At 50.4% G+C, this 17,678-nt stretch carries 11 protein-coding genes; all 11 read left to right on the plus strand.

Going from position 1 to position 17,678, the window contains the following annotated elements; translation table 11 throughout:
* The first annotated feature begins 303 nt into the window (after window positions 1-303).
* The 11 genes from ACYCSE_RS14315 (at window position 304) to ACYCSE_RS14365 (ending at window position 17,678) form a co-directional block, all read left to right on the plus strand.
* Complete coding sequence (locus tag ACYCSE_RS14315; RefSeq protein ID WP_459698457.1) at window positions 304-4,329, plus strand: DUF5695 domain-containing protein; 4,026 nt, start codon at window positions 304-306, stop codon at window positions 4,327-4,329.
* Window positions 4,330-4,463: 134 nt separating this feature from the next.
* A complete protein-coding gene (gene melA, locus ACYCSE_RS14320; protein ID WP_459698458.1) occupies window positions 4,464-5,762 on the plus strand; it encodes an alpha-galactosidase in 1,299 nt (432 codons plus the stop codon).
* Window positions 5,763-5,775: 13 nt separating this feature from the next.
* Window positions 5,776-7,602 (plus strand): cache domain-containing sensor histidine kinase, encoded by a 1,827-nt coding sequence (locus ACYCSE_RS14325; protein ID WP_459698459.1) that lies wholly within the window; start codon window positions 5,776-5,778, stop codon window positions 7,600-7,602.
* A 16-nt stretch (window positions 7,603-7,618) separates the two neighbouring features.
* Entirely contained in the window at window positions 7,619-9,211 is a 1,593-nt protein-coding gene (locus ACYCSE_RS14330; protein WP_459698460.1) for a response regulator, read from the plus strand.
* A 123-nt stretch (window positions 9,212-9,334) separates the two neighbouring features.
* Window positions 9,335-10,690 (plus strand): ABC transporter substrate-binding protein, encoded by a 1,356-nt coding sequence (locus ACYCSE_RS14335; protein WP_459698461.1) that lies wholly within the window; start codon window positions 9,335-9,337, stop codon window positions 10,688-10,690.
* Between the two features lie 33 nt (window positions 10,691-10,723).
* Window positions 10,724-11,629, plus strand: coding sequence for a carbohydrate ABC transporter permease (locus ACYCSE_RS14340; RefSeq protein ID WP_235307454.1), 906 nt, complete (start codon window positions 10,724-10,726; stop codon window positions 11,627-11,629).
* Complete coding sequence (locus ACYCSE_RS14345) at window positions 11,626-12,552, plus strand: carbohydrate ABC transporter permease (protein ID WP_250259252.1); 927 nt, start codon at window positions 11,626-11,628, stop codon at window positions 12,550-12,552. The genes ACYCSE_RS14340 and ACYCSE_RS14345 overlap by 4 nt, the downstream gene beginning before the upstream one ends.
* Window positions 12,553-12,719: 167 nt before the next feature.
* On the plus strand, window positions 12,720-13,829 hold the full coding sequence (locus ACYCSE_RS14350; protein WP_459698462.1) for a M24 family metallopeptidase: 1,110 nt from the start codon (window positions 12,720-12,722) through the stop codon (window positions 13,827-13,829).
* A gap of 68 nt (window positions 13,830-13,897) precedes the next feature.
* Window positions 13,898-15,424, plus strand: coding sequence for an Ig domain-containing protein (locus tag ACYCSE_RS14355; protein WP_459698463.1), 1,527 nt, complete (start codon window positions 13,898-13,900; stop codon window positions 15,422-15,424).
* 47 nt (window positions 15,425-15,471) lie between these two features.
* Window positions 15,472-16,680, plus strand: a complete 1,209-nt coding sequence (locus ACYCSE_RS14360) for an NAD(P)/FAD-dependent oxidoreductase (RefSeq protein WP_459698464.1) — start codon at window positions 15,472-15,474, stop codon at window positions 16,678-16,680.
* A complete protein-coding gene (locus ACYCSE_RS14365) occupies window positions 16,677-17,678 on the plus strand; it encodes a proline racemase family protein (protein ID WP_459698465.1) in 1,002 nt (333 codons plus the stop codon). The genes ACYCSE_RS14360 and ACYCSE_RS14365 overlap by 4 nt, the downstream gene beginning before the upstream one ends.

Genomic DNA, 17,678 nt, shown 5'->3' on the forward strand with positions numbered 1-17,678 from the left:
TCAAACCTCGATATATCTAAAAATGCCTCCCTTCTCTCTATCTAAATTTCTTTCTCTCCATCCTCTGTAATCTTAATTCAGATAAATCTGTCCTAGCTTGGTTGATTGCCGATCTAACAGTATCCCTCTATTAGGTTGAAATCCTATATAAATCGGTTGAAAATGTTGATTTTACCAATGGACAAGGATTTGTACAATAGAGTTGTAGCGCTTACATTTCCAAGGAGGTTGCGGCGAAATGAAGAGAATTCAGCTGATTGGCAAACAAATCAGGACCCCGAGATCCAAAAGGAGGCCGTGTTGATGAAATTTAAGGGAATATTGGCGGCATTTTTGTTTTTAACCACAGCGTCTGTGTTGTTTGGGACGCATACGGCAGAGGCCCATGAACTATCCAATGACAAGCTGACGATTCAGACAGGCGAGCATGGCGAAATTTCATCCATACGTATCAAGGGAGATGCTTTCCCGACAGAGTATGTCATGAACGCAACGGTAACACCTGAACAGAACACCGCAGATCATCAGTGGCTAGGGGAGCTGATGTTCACGTACCGATTGGATGGAGGCAGCTGGACGAAGGCATGGACGAACAAGTCGGCAGATGCACGTAAGATCACAACCAGTGGGAACCGTGTCACTGTCACGTACGAGAATTCTACTCATGCAGAAGGCATACGCAATTTTAAAGTCATCGAAACGTATTCGGCAGAGTCGAATGGTTCGGTGTTGTGGAATATACAGGTGCAGAATACAAGTGGGAAAAAATTGGAGATTGGCGATTTCGGTTTGCCTCTGCCTTTTAATGAGCAGTGGACCAATGGTGATGCGATCTACGAAACTAGAGTGGTGACGCATTCCTTTGTCGGCAATAACAGCTCCTACATCACAGCTGGGCGTCCCAGCGGCATTGGTTCTTCCCTGCTGCTGATTCCTGATTCCACAACGGGTGCGGGCTTTGAGTATCAGGATCACTGGCGGGATGAGGAGCATCCGGGCAGTAAATGGGCGTGGAACCCGGCTAACGAAGGCAAATGGCTGGAAGGACTCAATGTATTTTATATTCATTCCAATGTCATCAAGTCCACCAACCGGGGGTATTTGCCCAATACAAGCCTAATCCTGAATCCCGGTCAAAGCAAAAACTATGGTTTCAAGTTTCTGGCGGTGAAGGACGAGCATGATGTAAAAGATACGTTGTACCAAGAAAACTTGGTGGATACAACAGTCGTACCGGGTATGATCGTGCCTACGAATCAAAAGGCGAAGGTGGACCTGCGCTCCAAGCAGGCGATCAGCAAAGTAACCTATCCAGACGGAACCGCTATTCCGCAGACGGATAGCAAGGCCGGAGGACATTACATTTATGAACTGAAATTTACTAAGCTGGGCCCGAACTTCATAACGGTAGAATACGGCAACGGCAACAAAACGGTGTTACAGTTCTATGCCATCGAGCCGATTGATCAAGCGCTGCAACGGCATGCTACATTTATGGTCGACAAAACCCAATGGAATGTACCGGGTGATCTGCGCGACAAGGTATTTGACGATTGGATGATGCATACCAAATCCAAACGCAACATTTTTAACGGCTATTGGGGCTGGGGGGATGATTGGGGTCTGACCCACGGACAGTTCCTGGCTGAGAAAAACACACTGTCTCCAGTCGCCAAAGAGGTGCGGGCAGTAGACGATTATTTGGAGATAGCGATCTGGACGAATCTGATGAACGGACATCATGAGGATTATTTAATTCATGATTTCTTGATGCCAGAGCCTAACGATACACCGACCTATCGAGGGTATGCTTATCCGCACGTATACAACACGTATTTCAGCATGTACAAGATTGCCAAGGAATACCCGGATCTTGTCACTTACAAGCATCCAAAGGAAACCTATTTGCTGCGGGCGTATAACATTTTCAAAGCATTGTATGAAGGGCCAGTCGCGTACAACTGGGAAACAGGTTTGATGGGCGAACTGACCACTCCGGATATTATTCAGGCACTTCATGATGAAGGCTATGATGATGAGGCGAATGATCTTAAGGAAAAAATGGATCGTAAATATAACAATTTTAAAAATACAAAGTATCCTTACGGTTCTGAATATAGCTATGACAATACAGGAGAAGAGGCTGTATATACGTTAGCCAAGCAGAATATAGATACAGAGGGCGAGCAAAGTAAAGCCCTGGAAATGATGAGTAAAATTAATGCCAAAACCCGTGCGGCACGCGGTCATATGCCCGTATGGTACTACTACACTGATCCGGTGACGATTACCGGGGAGAACTGGTTTAACTTCCAGTACACGACTTCGCTTGCTGGATATGCGATGGATGATTGGATTCGCCATCATGAGGACAATCACCGTGAGGAACAACAACGGTTGTCCTATGCAGCTAAAATTGCCAATGTCGGAGCGATTAACTCCGGGCAAATCAGCTCGGACCCTGAAAACATCGGGGCGGTCGCATGGACGTATCAAGCGGAAAAAGGCAATAACGGCACGAACGGCACTGGCGGCGGTAAAAATGTTCCGCTCTTTAACGGCTGGCGCGGCATGAGCGGTGAGGCTGATCTCGGATTGTTCGGTGCACTCAAAACGTTAAGTGCTGATATCGCGATTGATCCTATTTTCGGATTGACGGGCTACGGTGCAGAGGTGAGCAAAAACGGCAACGTGTATACGATCAAGCCGCTGGACGGCCTGTTCAAGCGCATCAATCTGATCACGGAAAAGCTGTATATCGAGCTGGAAAAGGACCAATATACAGAAGCCAAGCTGGCAACATCCAAGGATTACGTATGGCTCCAACTGAAAAATCAAACACCGGGTCAAGCCCATTCCACGTACGTTACATTTGACGGTTTGAAAAAAGGAACGTATTTGGTTAAAGTAGGCGGTCAATCACAAGGGAAGTTTAATGCGTATGCGCCTTCCAACAAGCTTAAATTGGAGATTGGTACAGCATCCTCTTACACGGTAGAGCTGACATCGACCACACCTGATCCGAACAAAGCACCTGTCGTGGATGCCGGCAAAGATTCGAAGGTAAAGCTGCCGGATCAGATCATTCTGAAAGGCACGGCTACAGATGATGGGCTTCCGCAAGGAAAGGTGACAAACGAGTGGAGTCTGGTTGAAGGACCACAGGACGCGAAGGTCACATTCAGTAACAAAACATCGCTGCGCACGAAGGTGGACGTTTCCGAGCCGGGAACGTATGTGTTCAAGCTGACAGCCAGCGATTCTCAGTTGTCAGCGGAGGCTAAAGTAACGGTGGTAGCTGAACCGGCGGCTCCGTTACTTGAACAGCTTGCAGTTTACAAGTTTGATGAAACAAGCGGTTCTGTAGTTGCGGATTCATCAGACAGCGGCAATGATGCTGTCGTGAAGGGGACGACTGCATGGGCTGCGGGTAAAACAGGCAATGCTGTCAGTCTGAACGGCAAGGACAGCTATGTGCAGCTTCCGGCGGGTATTGTCAGTCGGGCACAGCAATTGACCGTATCCGGCTGGGTTAAAGCGAACAGCCTGAGCGATTATGTGCGGATTTTTGACTTCGGCTCCGGGACAAATGAATATATGTTCCTGACGCCTAAAGCAGGAAATACCATGCTGTTTGCCATTACCAACCAAGGCAACGGGCAGGGACAGGAGCAGACGATTGAAGGCCCTGTACTGCCGACAGGCGTATGGAAGCATGTTGCGGTCACGCTTTCGGGCTCCACAGGTATCTTGTACGTGGATGGAAAAGAAGTGGGACGCAATACCAACTTGACCTTAAATCCTATCAGTCTGGGTCAGACCAAAAATAATTTTATCGGCAAATCTCAGTACCCTGATCCGTACTTCAATGGTCTGGTGGATGAATTCCGTATCTACAGCCGTGCTTTGAATGCAACCGAGGTGGCAGGTCTGGCCTCCGGTACAGCACAGAATCTGGCGGCAACTGAGAAAATTACCGCGTTAAAAGAAGTAAATGTAACGACACATGTCGGTGAAAAACCGGAACTGCCAAGCGTAGTGGAAGCTACGTATGGAGAAGGCTCCACTAAATGGGTGGCTGTGGAATGGGAGGATATAGCCCCTGCACAATATGCTGCTCCAGGTTCGTTTGAATTGAAGGGCAAAGTAGAGGGAACAGAATTGAAGGCAATTGCGAAGGTAACCGTGATTGAGGCAGGGGCTGCGGCTCCAGCGGTAACTCCGGTTAGCCCGGAGACTTTAGTAACCCCACCAACTACGACACCCTCGGTAACATCTGCCTTACCGCTTCGGCCTGTTAGCTCCGCTAAACCAGCGGGGGTATCCTGAATGGGAGGCAACAACGCATAGTTATGAGTAACCTTTCCCATCGTCACTTTCCTCCTGAAAAGGGGAGAGTGACGGTGGGTATCCTTGCATTTGGAGTGCAAAGCTGCGAACAAAAATGTGAATGGGGGAAAAGTATGAGCAAGATTACATTTCTGGGTGCAGGTAGTACGGTATTTGCTAAAAATGTGCTTGGCGATTGTATGTTGACGCCTGCATTGCAGGGCTTTGAACTGGCGTTGTTTGATATTGATCCCATAAGGCTGAAAGATTCGGAAAATATTTTATCCAATTTGAAAAAAACAACAGGGAGCACCTGTGTGATTCGCTCCTACACTGACCGCAAGGAAGCACTGCGTGGGGCGACCTATGTGGTAAACGCCATCCAGGTAGGCGGCTATGATCCGTGTACAATTACGGATTTTGAAATTCCCAAAAAATACGGCCTGCGCCAAACGATTGCCGATACGGTCGGTATTGGCGGTATTTTCCGCAATTTACGTACAATTCCGGTGATGCTCGATTTTGCGGCAGATGTGCGCGAGGTGTGCCCGGATGCATGGTTTCTCAACTACACGAATCCGATGGCTGTGCTGACGAATGTGATGAATGTTCATGGAGGTGTCCGTACGGTAGGGCTGTGTCATAGCGTGCAGGCGTGTATACCGGAACTGTTTAAAAGCCTCGGGCTGGAGCAGGAAGGTGTAAAGGCAAAAATCGCAGGCATCAATCATATGGCGTGGCTGCTCGAAGTGAGCAAGGACGGTGTAGATTTATATCCTGAGATTAAAAAACGAGCCGCCGCTAAGCAGCAGGAAAAGCATCAGGATATGGTGCGCTTTGAAATGATGCTGAAATTCGGCTATTACATTACGGAATCGTCCGAGCATAATGCGGAGTATCATCCGTATTTTATCAAACGGGCATACCCTGAGCTGATTGAGCGCTTCAATATTCCTTTGGATGAATACCCGCGCCGCTGTGTGAACCAGATTGCACGATGGGAAACGATGCGTGAGGAGCTTTTGGGTAATCAGGATCTTCGTCATGAACGGTCAAATGAGTATGCCTCTTATATATTTGAGGCGATCGAAACGAATCAGCCTTTTGCCATTGGCGGCAATGTGATGAACACAGGCTTAATTACCAATCTGCCGAAGGAAGCCTGTGTGGAGGTACCTTGTCTGGTGAATCGTAGCGGGGTTACGCCCACCTTTGTCGGGGATTTGCCACCCCAATGCGCAGCGCTGAACCGGACGAATATTAATACCCAGCTGTTAACGATTGAAGCTGCAATCACCGGGAAAAAGGAGCACATTTATCACGCTGCTATGCTGGACCCGCACACGTCCGCAGAGCTGTCCATGGATGATATTGTTTCTCTGTGTGATGACCTGATTGCAGCCCACGGGACATGGCTCCCAGCCTATGTGTAAGGGAGGCAGATGAATGGGAGGCCGTGGTCGTCAAAAGTTCGCCGGGATTCCTACGATCCGTGGGAAATTCATTGTACTGACGCTGGTACTCACCGTCATTCCGATGGTGGTACTGACCTTTACCTTTTACCGGATCGCGGCCCATTCCCTTGGTGAGAAGTCGGAGGCACTGGCTATGCAGTCCCGGCAAATGAGTGAAAATTACGTCAATGCGACGCTCTCCGATTTGAATGATCTGACCAATTCCATTCTCAGCAATCCTGATGTGCAGTCTACGCTGGAGACCAAGCCGGAAGATGATTATGAATATTTACGGAACGATGAAACACTCAGTATGGTGGTCCGTACGCAAACCCAGACCAAGCCGTATATCACGTCCTCTCTCATATATGCCGCCAATGGCGGGCTCAAGCATTCTCTCTATCAAGGGAATGTTTCGGTCCGTTTTGGCGGCCTTCCTACATTAGAGGAAGCACGTGTGTACTATCGCCGCCTGCTCGCTGAGCGGCCCATGATGTGGATGGCTCATTCGCGGTTTGAATCCGGACGCGGGATGGCGGAGGATCGCATCTATGTGGGGAAGCTGCTTCGAAAAACGACTGGAGATTATGCGCCCCTCGGATTTTTGCTGCTGGAAATCGACAAGGCCAGTCTGTTTCGGGGGCTTGCTTTTCATGAAACAGACGGTAATACCCAGATGTGGGTGCTGGATCAGGAGGGCGAGCCTGTATACCGATTGCCGGAGCAGGGTGTTGCGGACCAGGCGCTATTGCGGCAGATTGCCAAATCGGCTGTGGATAGGCCTGTGCTTACGAAGGACTGGAGAACATGGAACGGCCGCCAGACGATGATCTCTTACGGCCCGTTAAATGAAGGACAATGGACGTTGCTGCAAAAAGTTGATCAGTCCGTGCTGTTCGAGGATGCGCGGAAAATCGGCGCCTGGACCATCTGGACTTTTTTGATTGCATTGATGCTGGGCTGGATGTTGTCTTATCGGCTAAGTGACACGATTCGTCGCCCCCTGCTTCAATTGAGCCGATTGATGGCGGTCGATGGGAGTGTGAGCGCTACAGGCTCAGCCCAAGCTTTCGAAGCTCCTACTTCCGTTGTTTTTAATCCTAAGGATGAGGTAGGGCAGATCGGGCAGCGTTTTCTTCATATGATGCAAAAAAATCATGAACTGTACGGTCAGGTCTACGAAGCATTGCTGTCGCGTAAGCAGGCTGAGTTTCGCGCGCTTCAGGCGCAGATTAATCCGCATTTTTTGTACAACACGCTAGAATCACTGAAGGGAATGGCATTGGCGAATGGGCAACGGGATATGGCAGAGGTAATCGGAGCCTTTGGTAAATGTTTTCGCATTTCGCTAAGTTATGGCCGAGAGCAAATCAGTTTGGGACAGGAAGTCGAGCATGTAAGCGCCTATGTGAAGGTGCAGCAGTTCAGATTTAGGAATTCGTTCGAGTGGATTTGCGAGGTCGAGGAGGATATTTGCGGATTTTATGTACCCAAACTAATCCTCCAGCCACTCGTCGAAAATGCTATTTACCACGGCTTAAAAGGGCGCACCGACCGTGGCTATATCATGTTATCCGGTACAAGGGAAGGGGATATGTTGCGTTTGACGGTCAGTGATGATGGGGGCGGTATTGGAGCCGAGCGTCTGAACGATATCCGGAAGTCGCTGGATGCGGAACGAGGGAGTGCTATTGGCTTTGGGCTGCGGAATGTGCATGAACGTCTTCGGCATTATGGTCCGCAATATGGACTGTCCGTGACAAGCGAGCCGGATCAGTACACCTCGGTTACCTTACTGGCACCCATTCGAACCGAATAAGAAAGGGGAGGATGGCATGTACCGGCTGCTGATTGTGGACGACGAATATCATATTCGGGAAGGACTGAAGCTGATGGTGGCGGAAAGTGGCCTGTCAGTGGAAGTCAGTGATGTGGCGGAGGACGGCGCAACGGCATTACGTTTGTATACGGAGCAGCGACCGGACATGATTTTACTGGATATTAATTTACCGGATATGAGTGGACTGGACGTAGCAAAAACCATTCGGGAAAAGGATCAGCGGACCCCGTTATTATTTCTAACAGGGTACGAATCTATGACGTATATTCGTCAGGCAGTTTCGCTTCAAGCGGTCGATTATTTGCTCAAGCCGGTGACCAGCGGGGATTTTGAAGCGGCATTGAGCCGGGCTGAGGATCGCATTGCACAATGGCGAAGAAGCGAGGAGGATGCCATTCACCGCCATCGTTCATTGGAGCCATTGTACAGGGAGCATCTACTGCTGGATTTGCTCCAGCAACGGCGTCCTGCAGCCGAGGTCATCCGGGAGATGGACGGGCTGAGATTTTTCGGCGAGACGAGTGGGCCGCCTTATACTGTGCTGTGCTGTGAGCTGGAGGAGGCGTCGCAGCAGGAGGCAACCGCCACTAGCAAGCCACACGGTTCCATGCATAAAAGCAGCCATGTATTCGCCGGACTGGCGGGGGAGGCTGCGGCAGCAGCCGGGGCGAAGGCGCATGGTGCGGCGGTTTCCCGCGATCGGCGTGTTGTGCTGCTGGCGACGGCATCTTGCAGAGCGGCGGAGCGGACGGCACAGCAGATTCGGCAGGCCGTGCAGGAACGATTGAGCCAGGGCGTGTCCATCGGGATTAGCCGTCCCGTACAACGGATGGAGCAACTTCCCGAAGCGTATGAGGAAGCTGTGCAAGCGGCGGAGCATCGGGGGTGGGTGGGCTATAGCCAGATCATTCCCTATGAGAGCATTCAGGCGGCCGAGCCGAACAGCAGTCAATTACTGGAGAAGGAACTGCTGATGATTACGGAAATTCGAGCGGGCAATGATGCTGCCGTACATGCGATTTTACAGGAATGGTCAGGACAATTGGCGGGCTTGCCTGTCAAGCAGGTGAAAATGATTGTCACTCAGCTCGTCCTGTTCGTCATGCGCATCGTCCAGAGTGATGCATCTGTAGGACAAACGTCCATGCAGGAACAGGACCCGTTGCTGGAGCTGTCCCGATTGCGGCATGGGCCCGAGATGATTGATTATGTATCGCGCTATTTTGTCCGAGTGGGCCGCCATGTCCGAGAATCACGCGAGAAGGGCATTCCACGCAAATTCCAACGGGCCAAGGAATGGATTCGGGAGCATCTTCAGGAGGATGGCGGGCTGAACCGTCTGGCAGAGTACATGAATATGAGCCCCAAGTATTTGAGTGCCCGTTTCAAGCAGGTTACAGGTGAAAGCTTCGCCGACTACCAGACGCGTGTTCGCTTTGAGCGAGCCCGAGAACTGCTGCTGGACCCGAATCGCAAGGTGGCGGAGGTAGCGGAGGTAGTGGGATTCACAGATACGAACTATTTTAGTATTGCCTTTAAAAAGCATACCGGACTGACCCCGACGGAGTTTCGTAAAACATTTTTGTAAACGCGCTGTTAAAAAAATCATACCAAAACAAAGAGAGTCTGGAGTCGTTGGGTGGTCGGCTCTGGGCTCTCGGCGCATAATAGGCTTGTAAGGAGAAACCAGTTCAGGAAGGGGCCGGTTGATTTGCTGAAACGAAGGTTACGGACATGGATGGCTCTCGTGATGACGGCGATGTTGACAGGGCTGACGGCTTGCGGTGGTAACGCTGGCGAACCGGCTAATCCCAATGCGGTTGAACTCAAGTTCATGTACTGGGGAAGCAATGACGAGAAGCAGGCGATGGAAAAAATGATTCAAAGCTTTAATGCATCCCATCCGAACATCCGGGTGAAGGGCGAGCATGTCCCTGGTGACTACACGACGAAAATTAACACGTTAATGGCTGCCAATCAGCTTCCTGATATCGCCTACCTGGGCGATTCCCTCACGATGAAATGGGCAAGTGAAGGCAGACTCCTGGATTTATCCTCTTATTATGACGAATATCCCGAATTAAAAAACAAGCTCAAATCCTCCTATCTCTACAGCGAACCCGGCAAGTCTATCGGAAATTACACCGCATTGGAAGTGATGCAGTTATTTTACAACAAGGAGTTGTTTACAGAAGCAGGGGTACCCGTCCCTCCGGCTGATCCTCAAAAAGCGTGGACATGGGATGAATTTCTGGAAATTGCCAAAAAGCTGACCAAGGATCAGAACGGCAAGCATCCGGGAGACAGTGGATTTGATCCGAAAAATATTGTGCAATACGGCTTTGCCTTCGGCAATGACCGCAGCTCCTGGGGGCCGCTTTTAGCGAGCAACGGTGGAGGTTTGACTGACAAAACAGGCAAGAAGTACACCCTGAACAGTCCTGAGTCGGTGGAGGTTTTTCAGAAGTTGCAGGATCTGGTTTTCAAGGAGCATGTTTCTCCTGATTTGATCCAGCAGCAGGACATGCCGTCCAATACGATTCGGCTTCAGACAAGAAAGGTCGCCATGGTGGTGGACGGGACATGGTCCCTGCTCGATTTTTCGAACAACAAGCAACTGCAATGGAGTATCGGCGTTCTGCCGAAGCTAAAAGAGCCCAAAACGATGATCGTTGCGGGAGCCACGGTCATTTTCCAGAGCACCAAGCACCCGAAGGAAGCGCTCGAATTTTATTTGTACCATAACAATCCCGAAAAGGTGGATTTGTTCAAGTCCGGTCTGTGGATGCCTATCGAGGAAAAATATTATACCGATGAGCAGGCCATCCAGTCATGGACCAATAATGCCGCACATCCATCGGAATTTCAAAAGGCTGGCATTGAGTATGCCAGAGATTATGCGATCAAGCCGTCCACTTCGACCCTTCGCAACTGGCCTGATATCGGTTCCAAGCTGACCCCAGGGCTGGATCTGATTTGGACGAACAAGAAGACGCCGCAGCAGGCGCTGGATGAACTGGAGCCTATCATTCAGCCATTGCTTCAAGGGGTATACCCGGATGAATAATGCGGCGGGACAGCTGCGAAAGGAGAACAGCCCATGAAGCGACCAAAATCAGGAATGATGCGCATGGAGCGAAACTGGGGTCTGCTATTCGCGCTTCCTGCCATCCTCGGATTAATGATATTTACAATTGGACCAATCGCGGCCTCGTTCGTATTTAGCTTAACCGATTGGACGATTGGCGGACAGATGACCTTTATCGGATTGGACAATTATCGAACCATTTTGACCGAGGATGCTACCTTTTCCCAATCCATGTTCGTGACTACGTATTATGCACTGGGCAGCGTACCTCTAGGCTTGGCGGCAGCTTTTATCATTGCGCTGTTATTAAATCAAAAGGTGAAGGGTTTGTCGGTGTTCCGTACGATTTATTATTTACCTACCATTGTGCCGAGTATTGCCAACACGATGCTGTGGCTATGGATGTTCAACCCGGATTTTGGTCTGTTAAATTCGCTGCTGGAGGGCGTTGGACTGCCAGGGAGCAAATGGATTTATGACGAGAGCACTGCAATACCCTCGCTGATTATGATGAGCACCTGGGGGATCGGGAACACGGTCATTATCTTTTTGGCGGGACTTCAGTCGGTTCCCACCCATCTGTATGAAGCAGCTGAGGTAGACGGCGGCAATAGGTGGCATAAATTTTTTCACATTACCATTCCTTCGATGACACCGACCATCTTTTTCAATCTGGTTATGTCTTTAATCAGCACCTTTCAGGCCTTCAATCAGGCGTATGTCATGACCAACGGGGGACCTAACAATTCAACCCTGTTCTATGTGTTCTACTTGTGGCGTACAGCCTTTACGGAGACTAAAATCGGCTACGCCTCAGCGCTGGCCTGGATCTTATTTTTCGTCATCATGGTGCTAACGGTTCTGATTTTCTCCACATCCAAAAAGTGGGTTCACTATGAAGGAGGGGAACGTTCATGAATCAGGTCACTTCTTCTGTCAATCCTTCAGAAACACCACAACATCCGCTTCCACAGCCTGAACGCTCCCGAAGTCCTGCTACCGCCACCCGTTCCAAACCATTCCCAATCAGCCGTATTGTACTGTATATCGTTTTAATTATAGGTAGTGTTTTAATGCTGTTGCCATTTGCATGGCTCATTCGCAGCTCTCTGATGGGGACATCGCAAATTTTCGTGTTCCCGCCAGAGTGGATACCCTCTCCTTTTCAATGGAGCAATTACCCGGAAGCGCTGACTTCGGTACCATTCGGCAGGTATTTTATGAATACGTTCATGATTGAGGTATGTGTGCTGGCAGGAGTGATGTTGACCTCGATTGTATCGGCGTTTACCTTTGCCCGCCTACGCTGGCCTGGACGTAATCTGATTTTTTCTCTGCTGATCGGGTCGATGATGCTGCCTTACGCGGTGACGCTGATTCCCACTTTCGTGATGTGGCGTGAGTTGGGCGGGCTGAATACATTTCTGCCGCTGATTGTTCCTGCATGGTTCGGTGGAGGGGCATTTAACATCTTCTTGATGCGACAATTCATGCTGACGATCCCACGCGATTTGGACGAAGCGGCTTATATGGACGGAGGTACGCCTCTGACTGTTCTATGGCGCGTCATTATTCCTTTATCTTCACCTGCATTGATCGTGATCGGAATATTTACATTTATTGATGTGTGGAACGATTTTTTGGGCCCGATTATTTACTTAAGTGACGAAAAGCATTTTACGCTAGCGCTGGGGCTGGCGACTTTCCGGGGATTAAACAATACCAACTGGCCTTACCTGATGGCGGCTTCCAGCACGATTTTGGCTCCCATCGTCCTGATATTTTTTATCGGACAACGCTATTTTATCGAAGGCATCACATTGACAGGGATTAAAGGCTAAAAGGAAGCTCAGACGCGCTGGTGTGCTGGAAAAAGAGACGAAGGAGTGGGCGCAGGACTTACGGGAAAGCGGCAGCGAGAAGAGCATAAATTGTGTTCAAAAGCAAGTGGAGAGTGTGTTCTAAGGTATATGCCCTGAAAAGAGATGTGGAATAAGGAGGCGTACGAGTGAAAGAGGAAGAGAGTCAAAAGACAAAACCGTTACAGGGTGTTCCTGGCAGACTGGCCCGGTTACGCTCGGAATTCCCGGCTCTAGGGATAGATGCACTGCTTATTACACATGGGCCTAATCGAAGATATATGACCGGGTTTACAGGCTCCGCTGGAATTGCGCTTGTTACGCAGGAAGAGGCTTTTTTAGTGACGGATTTCCGCTATATGATGCAGGCAACAGATCAGGCAGTGGAATATTCAGTTATTCGGCATGAGGCGCAAATCTTCCACACCGTGGCTGATCTCACAAGTAAATTGGGTGTCCACAGACTGGGTTTGGAGAGCCGACATGTCACACTTCAACAGTCGGGACAGCTTCAAGCCGCGCTGGGCTCGTTGGAGTACGTACAAACGGAGGATGTCATTGAACGGCTGCGCGATGTGAAGGACGAAGAAGAGATTCGCACCATTAGCGAAGCTGCGCGTATTACCGATGCTGCCTTCACGGAGGTGCTGAATTATATTCAGCCTGGGGTTACAGAGCGACGGATTGCAGCGGAACTGGAATATCAGCTTCGGCTCGCAGGCGCGGAATCAGGCGGTTTTGCGTTCATTGTCGCTTCAGGTGAGCGTTCGGCGCTGCCGCACGGACTGGCCAGTGACAAGGAAATTGGTCAGAACGAGTTCGTCACAATGGATTTTGGCGCAAATGTGCGTGGTTATCTATCCGATATCACGCGTACCGTATTCGTAGGCCAGCCCTCGGAACAACATGAGAAATTGTATGCCATTGTGCTGGAGGCAAATATGAAGACGATTGCAGGGCTTCGTCCCGGCTTAAGCGGTCGGGAGGGAGACAGTCTGGGGCGGGATGTGATTGCCTCTTACGGCTATGGGGAGCAGTTTGGTCACGGTCTGGGCCACGGCTTTGGTCTGGAAATTCACGAGCAGGTACGTCTGTCCCGCGAAAGTAAGTCGGTGCTCGTACCAGGTCATGTCCTTACTGTGGAACCGGGCATTTATATTCCAGGCTTCGGCGGGGTTCGGATTGAGGACGATGTGCTGATCACAGATGACGGTGTCAAGGTTCTGACCTCCTCACCCAAGGAGCTGCTTTTGTTATAAAACGCAGTGGCGCTATAGGTAACTATCCATAGTTTGTAAGTCATCCAAAAACGAGATGGAGGGATTGAATGAACACGTATAAAAGATGCACCAAAATATGGATGACTGCGCTGGCAGCTTCTCTCATAGTGGCTTTGACACCAGCTATTCCTGGGCAACAGACGGCTTATGCCGAAGCGGAGTCGGATGTAAAAGTCATCGACATCTTTAGTCGGACGGTGAACGATTATGGTATAGATCTGGTTGATTGGCAAGGGTATCTGGCCAACCCGTATGTGAAGCTAAAAGTGATGCCGCCAGCGGATGCTGCTTTTCCGTTAACGGTTACGTTAAATGCGCAGGGCACGTCCCGGCTGATGATGGATCTGCCAAGTACGTTGTCGGCGCAAGGTGCAAGCAAAACGCTGACTTTTGCCAATGCACAGGAGGAAAAAGATTTTCGGCTAGCCATCCATCCTGACCGGATTGGAGGAAACGGTGAAATAGAGAACTATACGCTGTCTATGTCCGTTGCCGGAAATGATGGTCACACGACTACTCAGTCCATTCCGATTCGCGTGCTGGATCAGGACGATAATAAAGAGCCCACCGTCCCCCTCCATTTTGACTACAGATTCGATACGATCAGGTCTTATTTCAATGATGCGGATACCAAAAAGGCCGCAGAGCTGGCGGTAAAGGACTGGTTCTATTTCTTTGATCTGGCGCCGTTCGATGAGGTTCCTGCCAACGCGGAGGTAAACCATCTGCCAGGGGACGATTGGCAAAATGAAATACAGGTGACAAATGACAAACCCTATAAAGGCATGTGGGTATTCATGAGAGGGCTGAACGGGCCTTATTCTACGGGCTTTCCAGCCACGAACGGCAATTATCATACACGTAACGGTGTGACCGTCCCGGGGAACCTGAACCGTTCCTATAGTTTGATTCTGGATTTCTATGATGATGCGATTCCATTCACATCCGTGGACGATGAAGAATGGTATCAATCCGACCTGTCCAAGGTGACGGATGTGCATGGGCTGATCATGCATGAATTCGGTCATGCGATTGTGTTCAGCGACACATTCCCAGGTGTCAAAGCATTGAAGGAAGCGGCGGGCAATGACCCGGATATTATGGCTTATCAGCACAGACCGGCTGCATTGGACGACAGCTATCATCTCTCCGGAGAGCTTGCAGAAGTCGACCGATTGAGCGGTCAAAATGGAGGCTGGCGCCATCTGTTTCCGACCCGGCGCTGGATGAACACGAAGCTTTCACTGCTGGTAGCAGAAAAAGCGGGCTGGCCGCTGCGTAAGGATCTGACTCCTTTCCTCGCACCAGAAATCATGACGAAGGAATTGCCAGCATCCGTCAAAGGCAAAGCGTACACGGCCAAGCTGGAGGCCAAGGGAGGCGTACCGTTTTACGATTGGACGGTGACAGGCGGTCAACTGCCCGCAGGCTTCACACTGGACCGCTTTACAGGAACGATTAGCGGAACAGCAGACAGCGGAGCAGGCAACAAGACGTATACGTTTACCGTACAGCTGCGGGATTATGATGAGCTGAGCAAGCCTGTGACACAAAGCTTTACGCTTAAGCTGTAAGAGATACCTCTCAAACAGATTAAAACGGTCGAAGGGAGGGGAAGCGAATGAAACATGATGCCGCGGATCTGGTCATTGTAGGCGGTGGAATCATCGGTACAGCCATTGCTTATTATGCGGCTAAGTCCGGTATGGAGGTCGTGCTGGCTGAGCGAGGGGAGATTGCTGGAGGCACTTCGTCCCGTTGTGATGGAAATATATTGGCAATCGATAAAGAGCCCGGGTTTGACAGTCGAATGTCGTTGGTATCGCAGGAGCTGGTGGCAGAGCTGGCTAGGGAACTGGAGGATGAGTTCGAGTATCGTGCGCCTGGCAGTATTCTGGTCTGTGAAAACAATCAGGAGATGCAAGCAGCTGAGCAATGGGTATCCCGTCAGCAGCAGGAAGGACTTCCGTTTCGCATGCTGGATCAGCAGGATTTGCGAGAGGAATGGCCGCATTTAGCGAAAGATTTGCCGGGCGGACTGGAGTGTGCGACAGATTCCACTGTGAATCCGGTGTTGATGACGTATGCACTGGCCGGGGCCGCGCGTCGGATGGGAGCGAGGCTACTGCCCCGCACACCGATACAATCTGTCCTTAAGGACGAAGGGGGAAACGTCCGCGGGGTAGAGACGCCCAATGGTGTTATCCATGCAGGTGCAGTGGTATTGGCGGCAGGTGTGTGGACACGCAGCATCGGTCATTCACTCGGTTTGGACCTTCCGATCATGCCGCGCAAAGGACATATACTGGTGTCTGCCCGAATGCCTTCCATTGGGAACCGCAAGGTAATGGAGTTCGGCTATCTTATGAGCAAGTTTGGCGGTCAGCGGAGTGTGGATGAGCTTTATGAAAAATACGGTGTAGCGCTAGTATTCGAGCCAACCGCATCCCAAAATATTCTGATCGGCAGCAGCCGTCAGTTTGTCGGTATGGACACAGGTGTCGATCAGCAAGTGATTCGCTTAATCGCCCGCAGAGCCATTCGCTTTTTCCCTGCTTTAGCCAATATACCGCTGATGCGGGCGTATACCGGCTTGCGTCCATGGACACCTGATCATTTGCCAATTGTATCGGCAGTGGACGAAGTACCGGGGCTGTATATCGCTTCTGGTCATGAGGGGGATGGCATTAGTCTTGCGGCGGTGACGGGGAAGCTGGTGACTGAAATAGTACGGGGTGAATCCACTTGTATTCCAGTGGAGCCGCTGCGATATGACCGATTTGGTGAGACTTTTACCAGCCATGAGATTCACGGGGAGGTAACCGGATGAGTGTACCGGGCAGAATTACTACCATTGATACCCATACGGGAGGCAATCCGACGCGGACGGTTATTCACGGCGCGCCTAAGCTGGTAGGTCATACGATGCTGGAAAAAATGACTTATATGGCAGCACAACATGATGATTTTCGCCGTCTGCTGATGTTCGAGCCGCGAGGGCATGAGGTGATGTCGGGCTGTATTTTAACAGAACCTTGTCATCCAGATGCAGATATGGGTGTGGTTTTTATAGAGACTGGCGGCTATTTACCGATGTGCGGTCACGATACGATTGGAGTATGTACAGCGCTGATGGAAGGTGGGCTGATTGCTGCGGATAAAAAGTCTATATTGCTGGACACTCCGGCAGGCCCGGTTCAAGTGCGGCTGGATGTGGATGCGGGCAAGGTGCGACAAGTAACGTTCACAAACATCCCTTCTTTTGTGTATCGCCGTGAGGTGAAGGTCCAGGTAGAGGGTATCGGGCAAGTCACGCTGGATATTGCGTATGGAGGCAACTTTTACGGCATTGTAGAGGCGGCTTCCATCGGTCTTGCACTGGAGCAGAGCAATGGGGCCGAAATTGTACGAACAGCGGTACAGATTCGGGAGGCAGTAAATGCTGTTGTTGAGGTAGTACATCCTGAAAATCCGGTTATTCAAGGATTGACACATATTGAATTTTACGGGGAGCCTGTGGCTCCACAGGCCGATTGCCGCAATGTCGTCGTCATCCCACCGGGAGGGATCGATCGTTCCCCTTGTGGTACAGGAACCTCGGCCAAAGTAGCGGTGCTGCACGCCAAGGGAAAACTGGGCTTCAATGAGCCGTTTGTACATGAAAGCATCACAGGTTCCATGTTTCGGGCTGAAATCGTGGGCGAGACGCAGATAGGTCCTTATCCGGCAGTCATTCCACAAATTACAGGCTCGGCTTGGGTGACGGGACATCATCAATTTGTGTTGGACCCCGAGGACCCGCTTAAAGAAGGTTTTTTGCTGATGTGA

It is taken from the genome of Paenibacillus sp. SEL1, assembly GCF_054602535.1.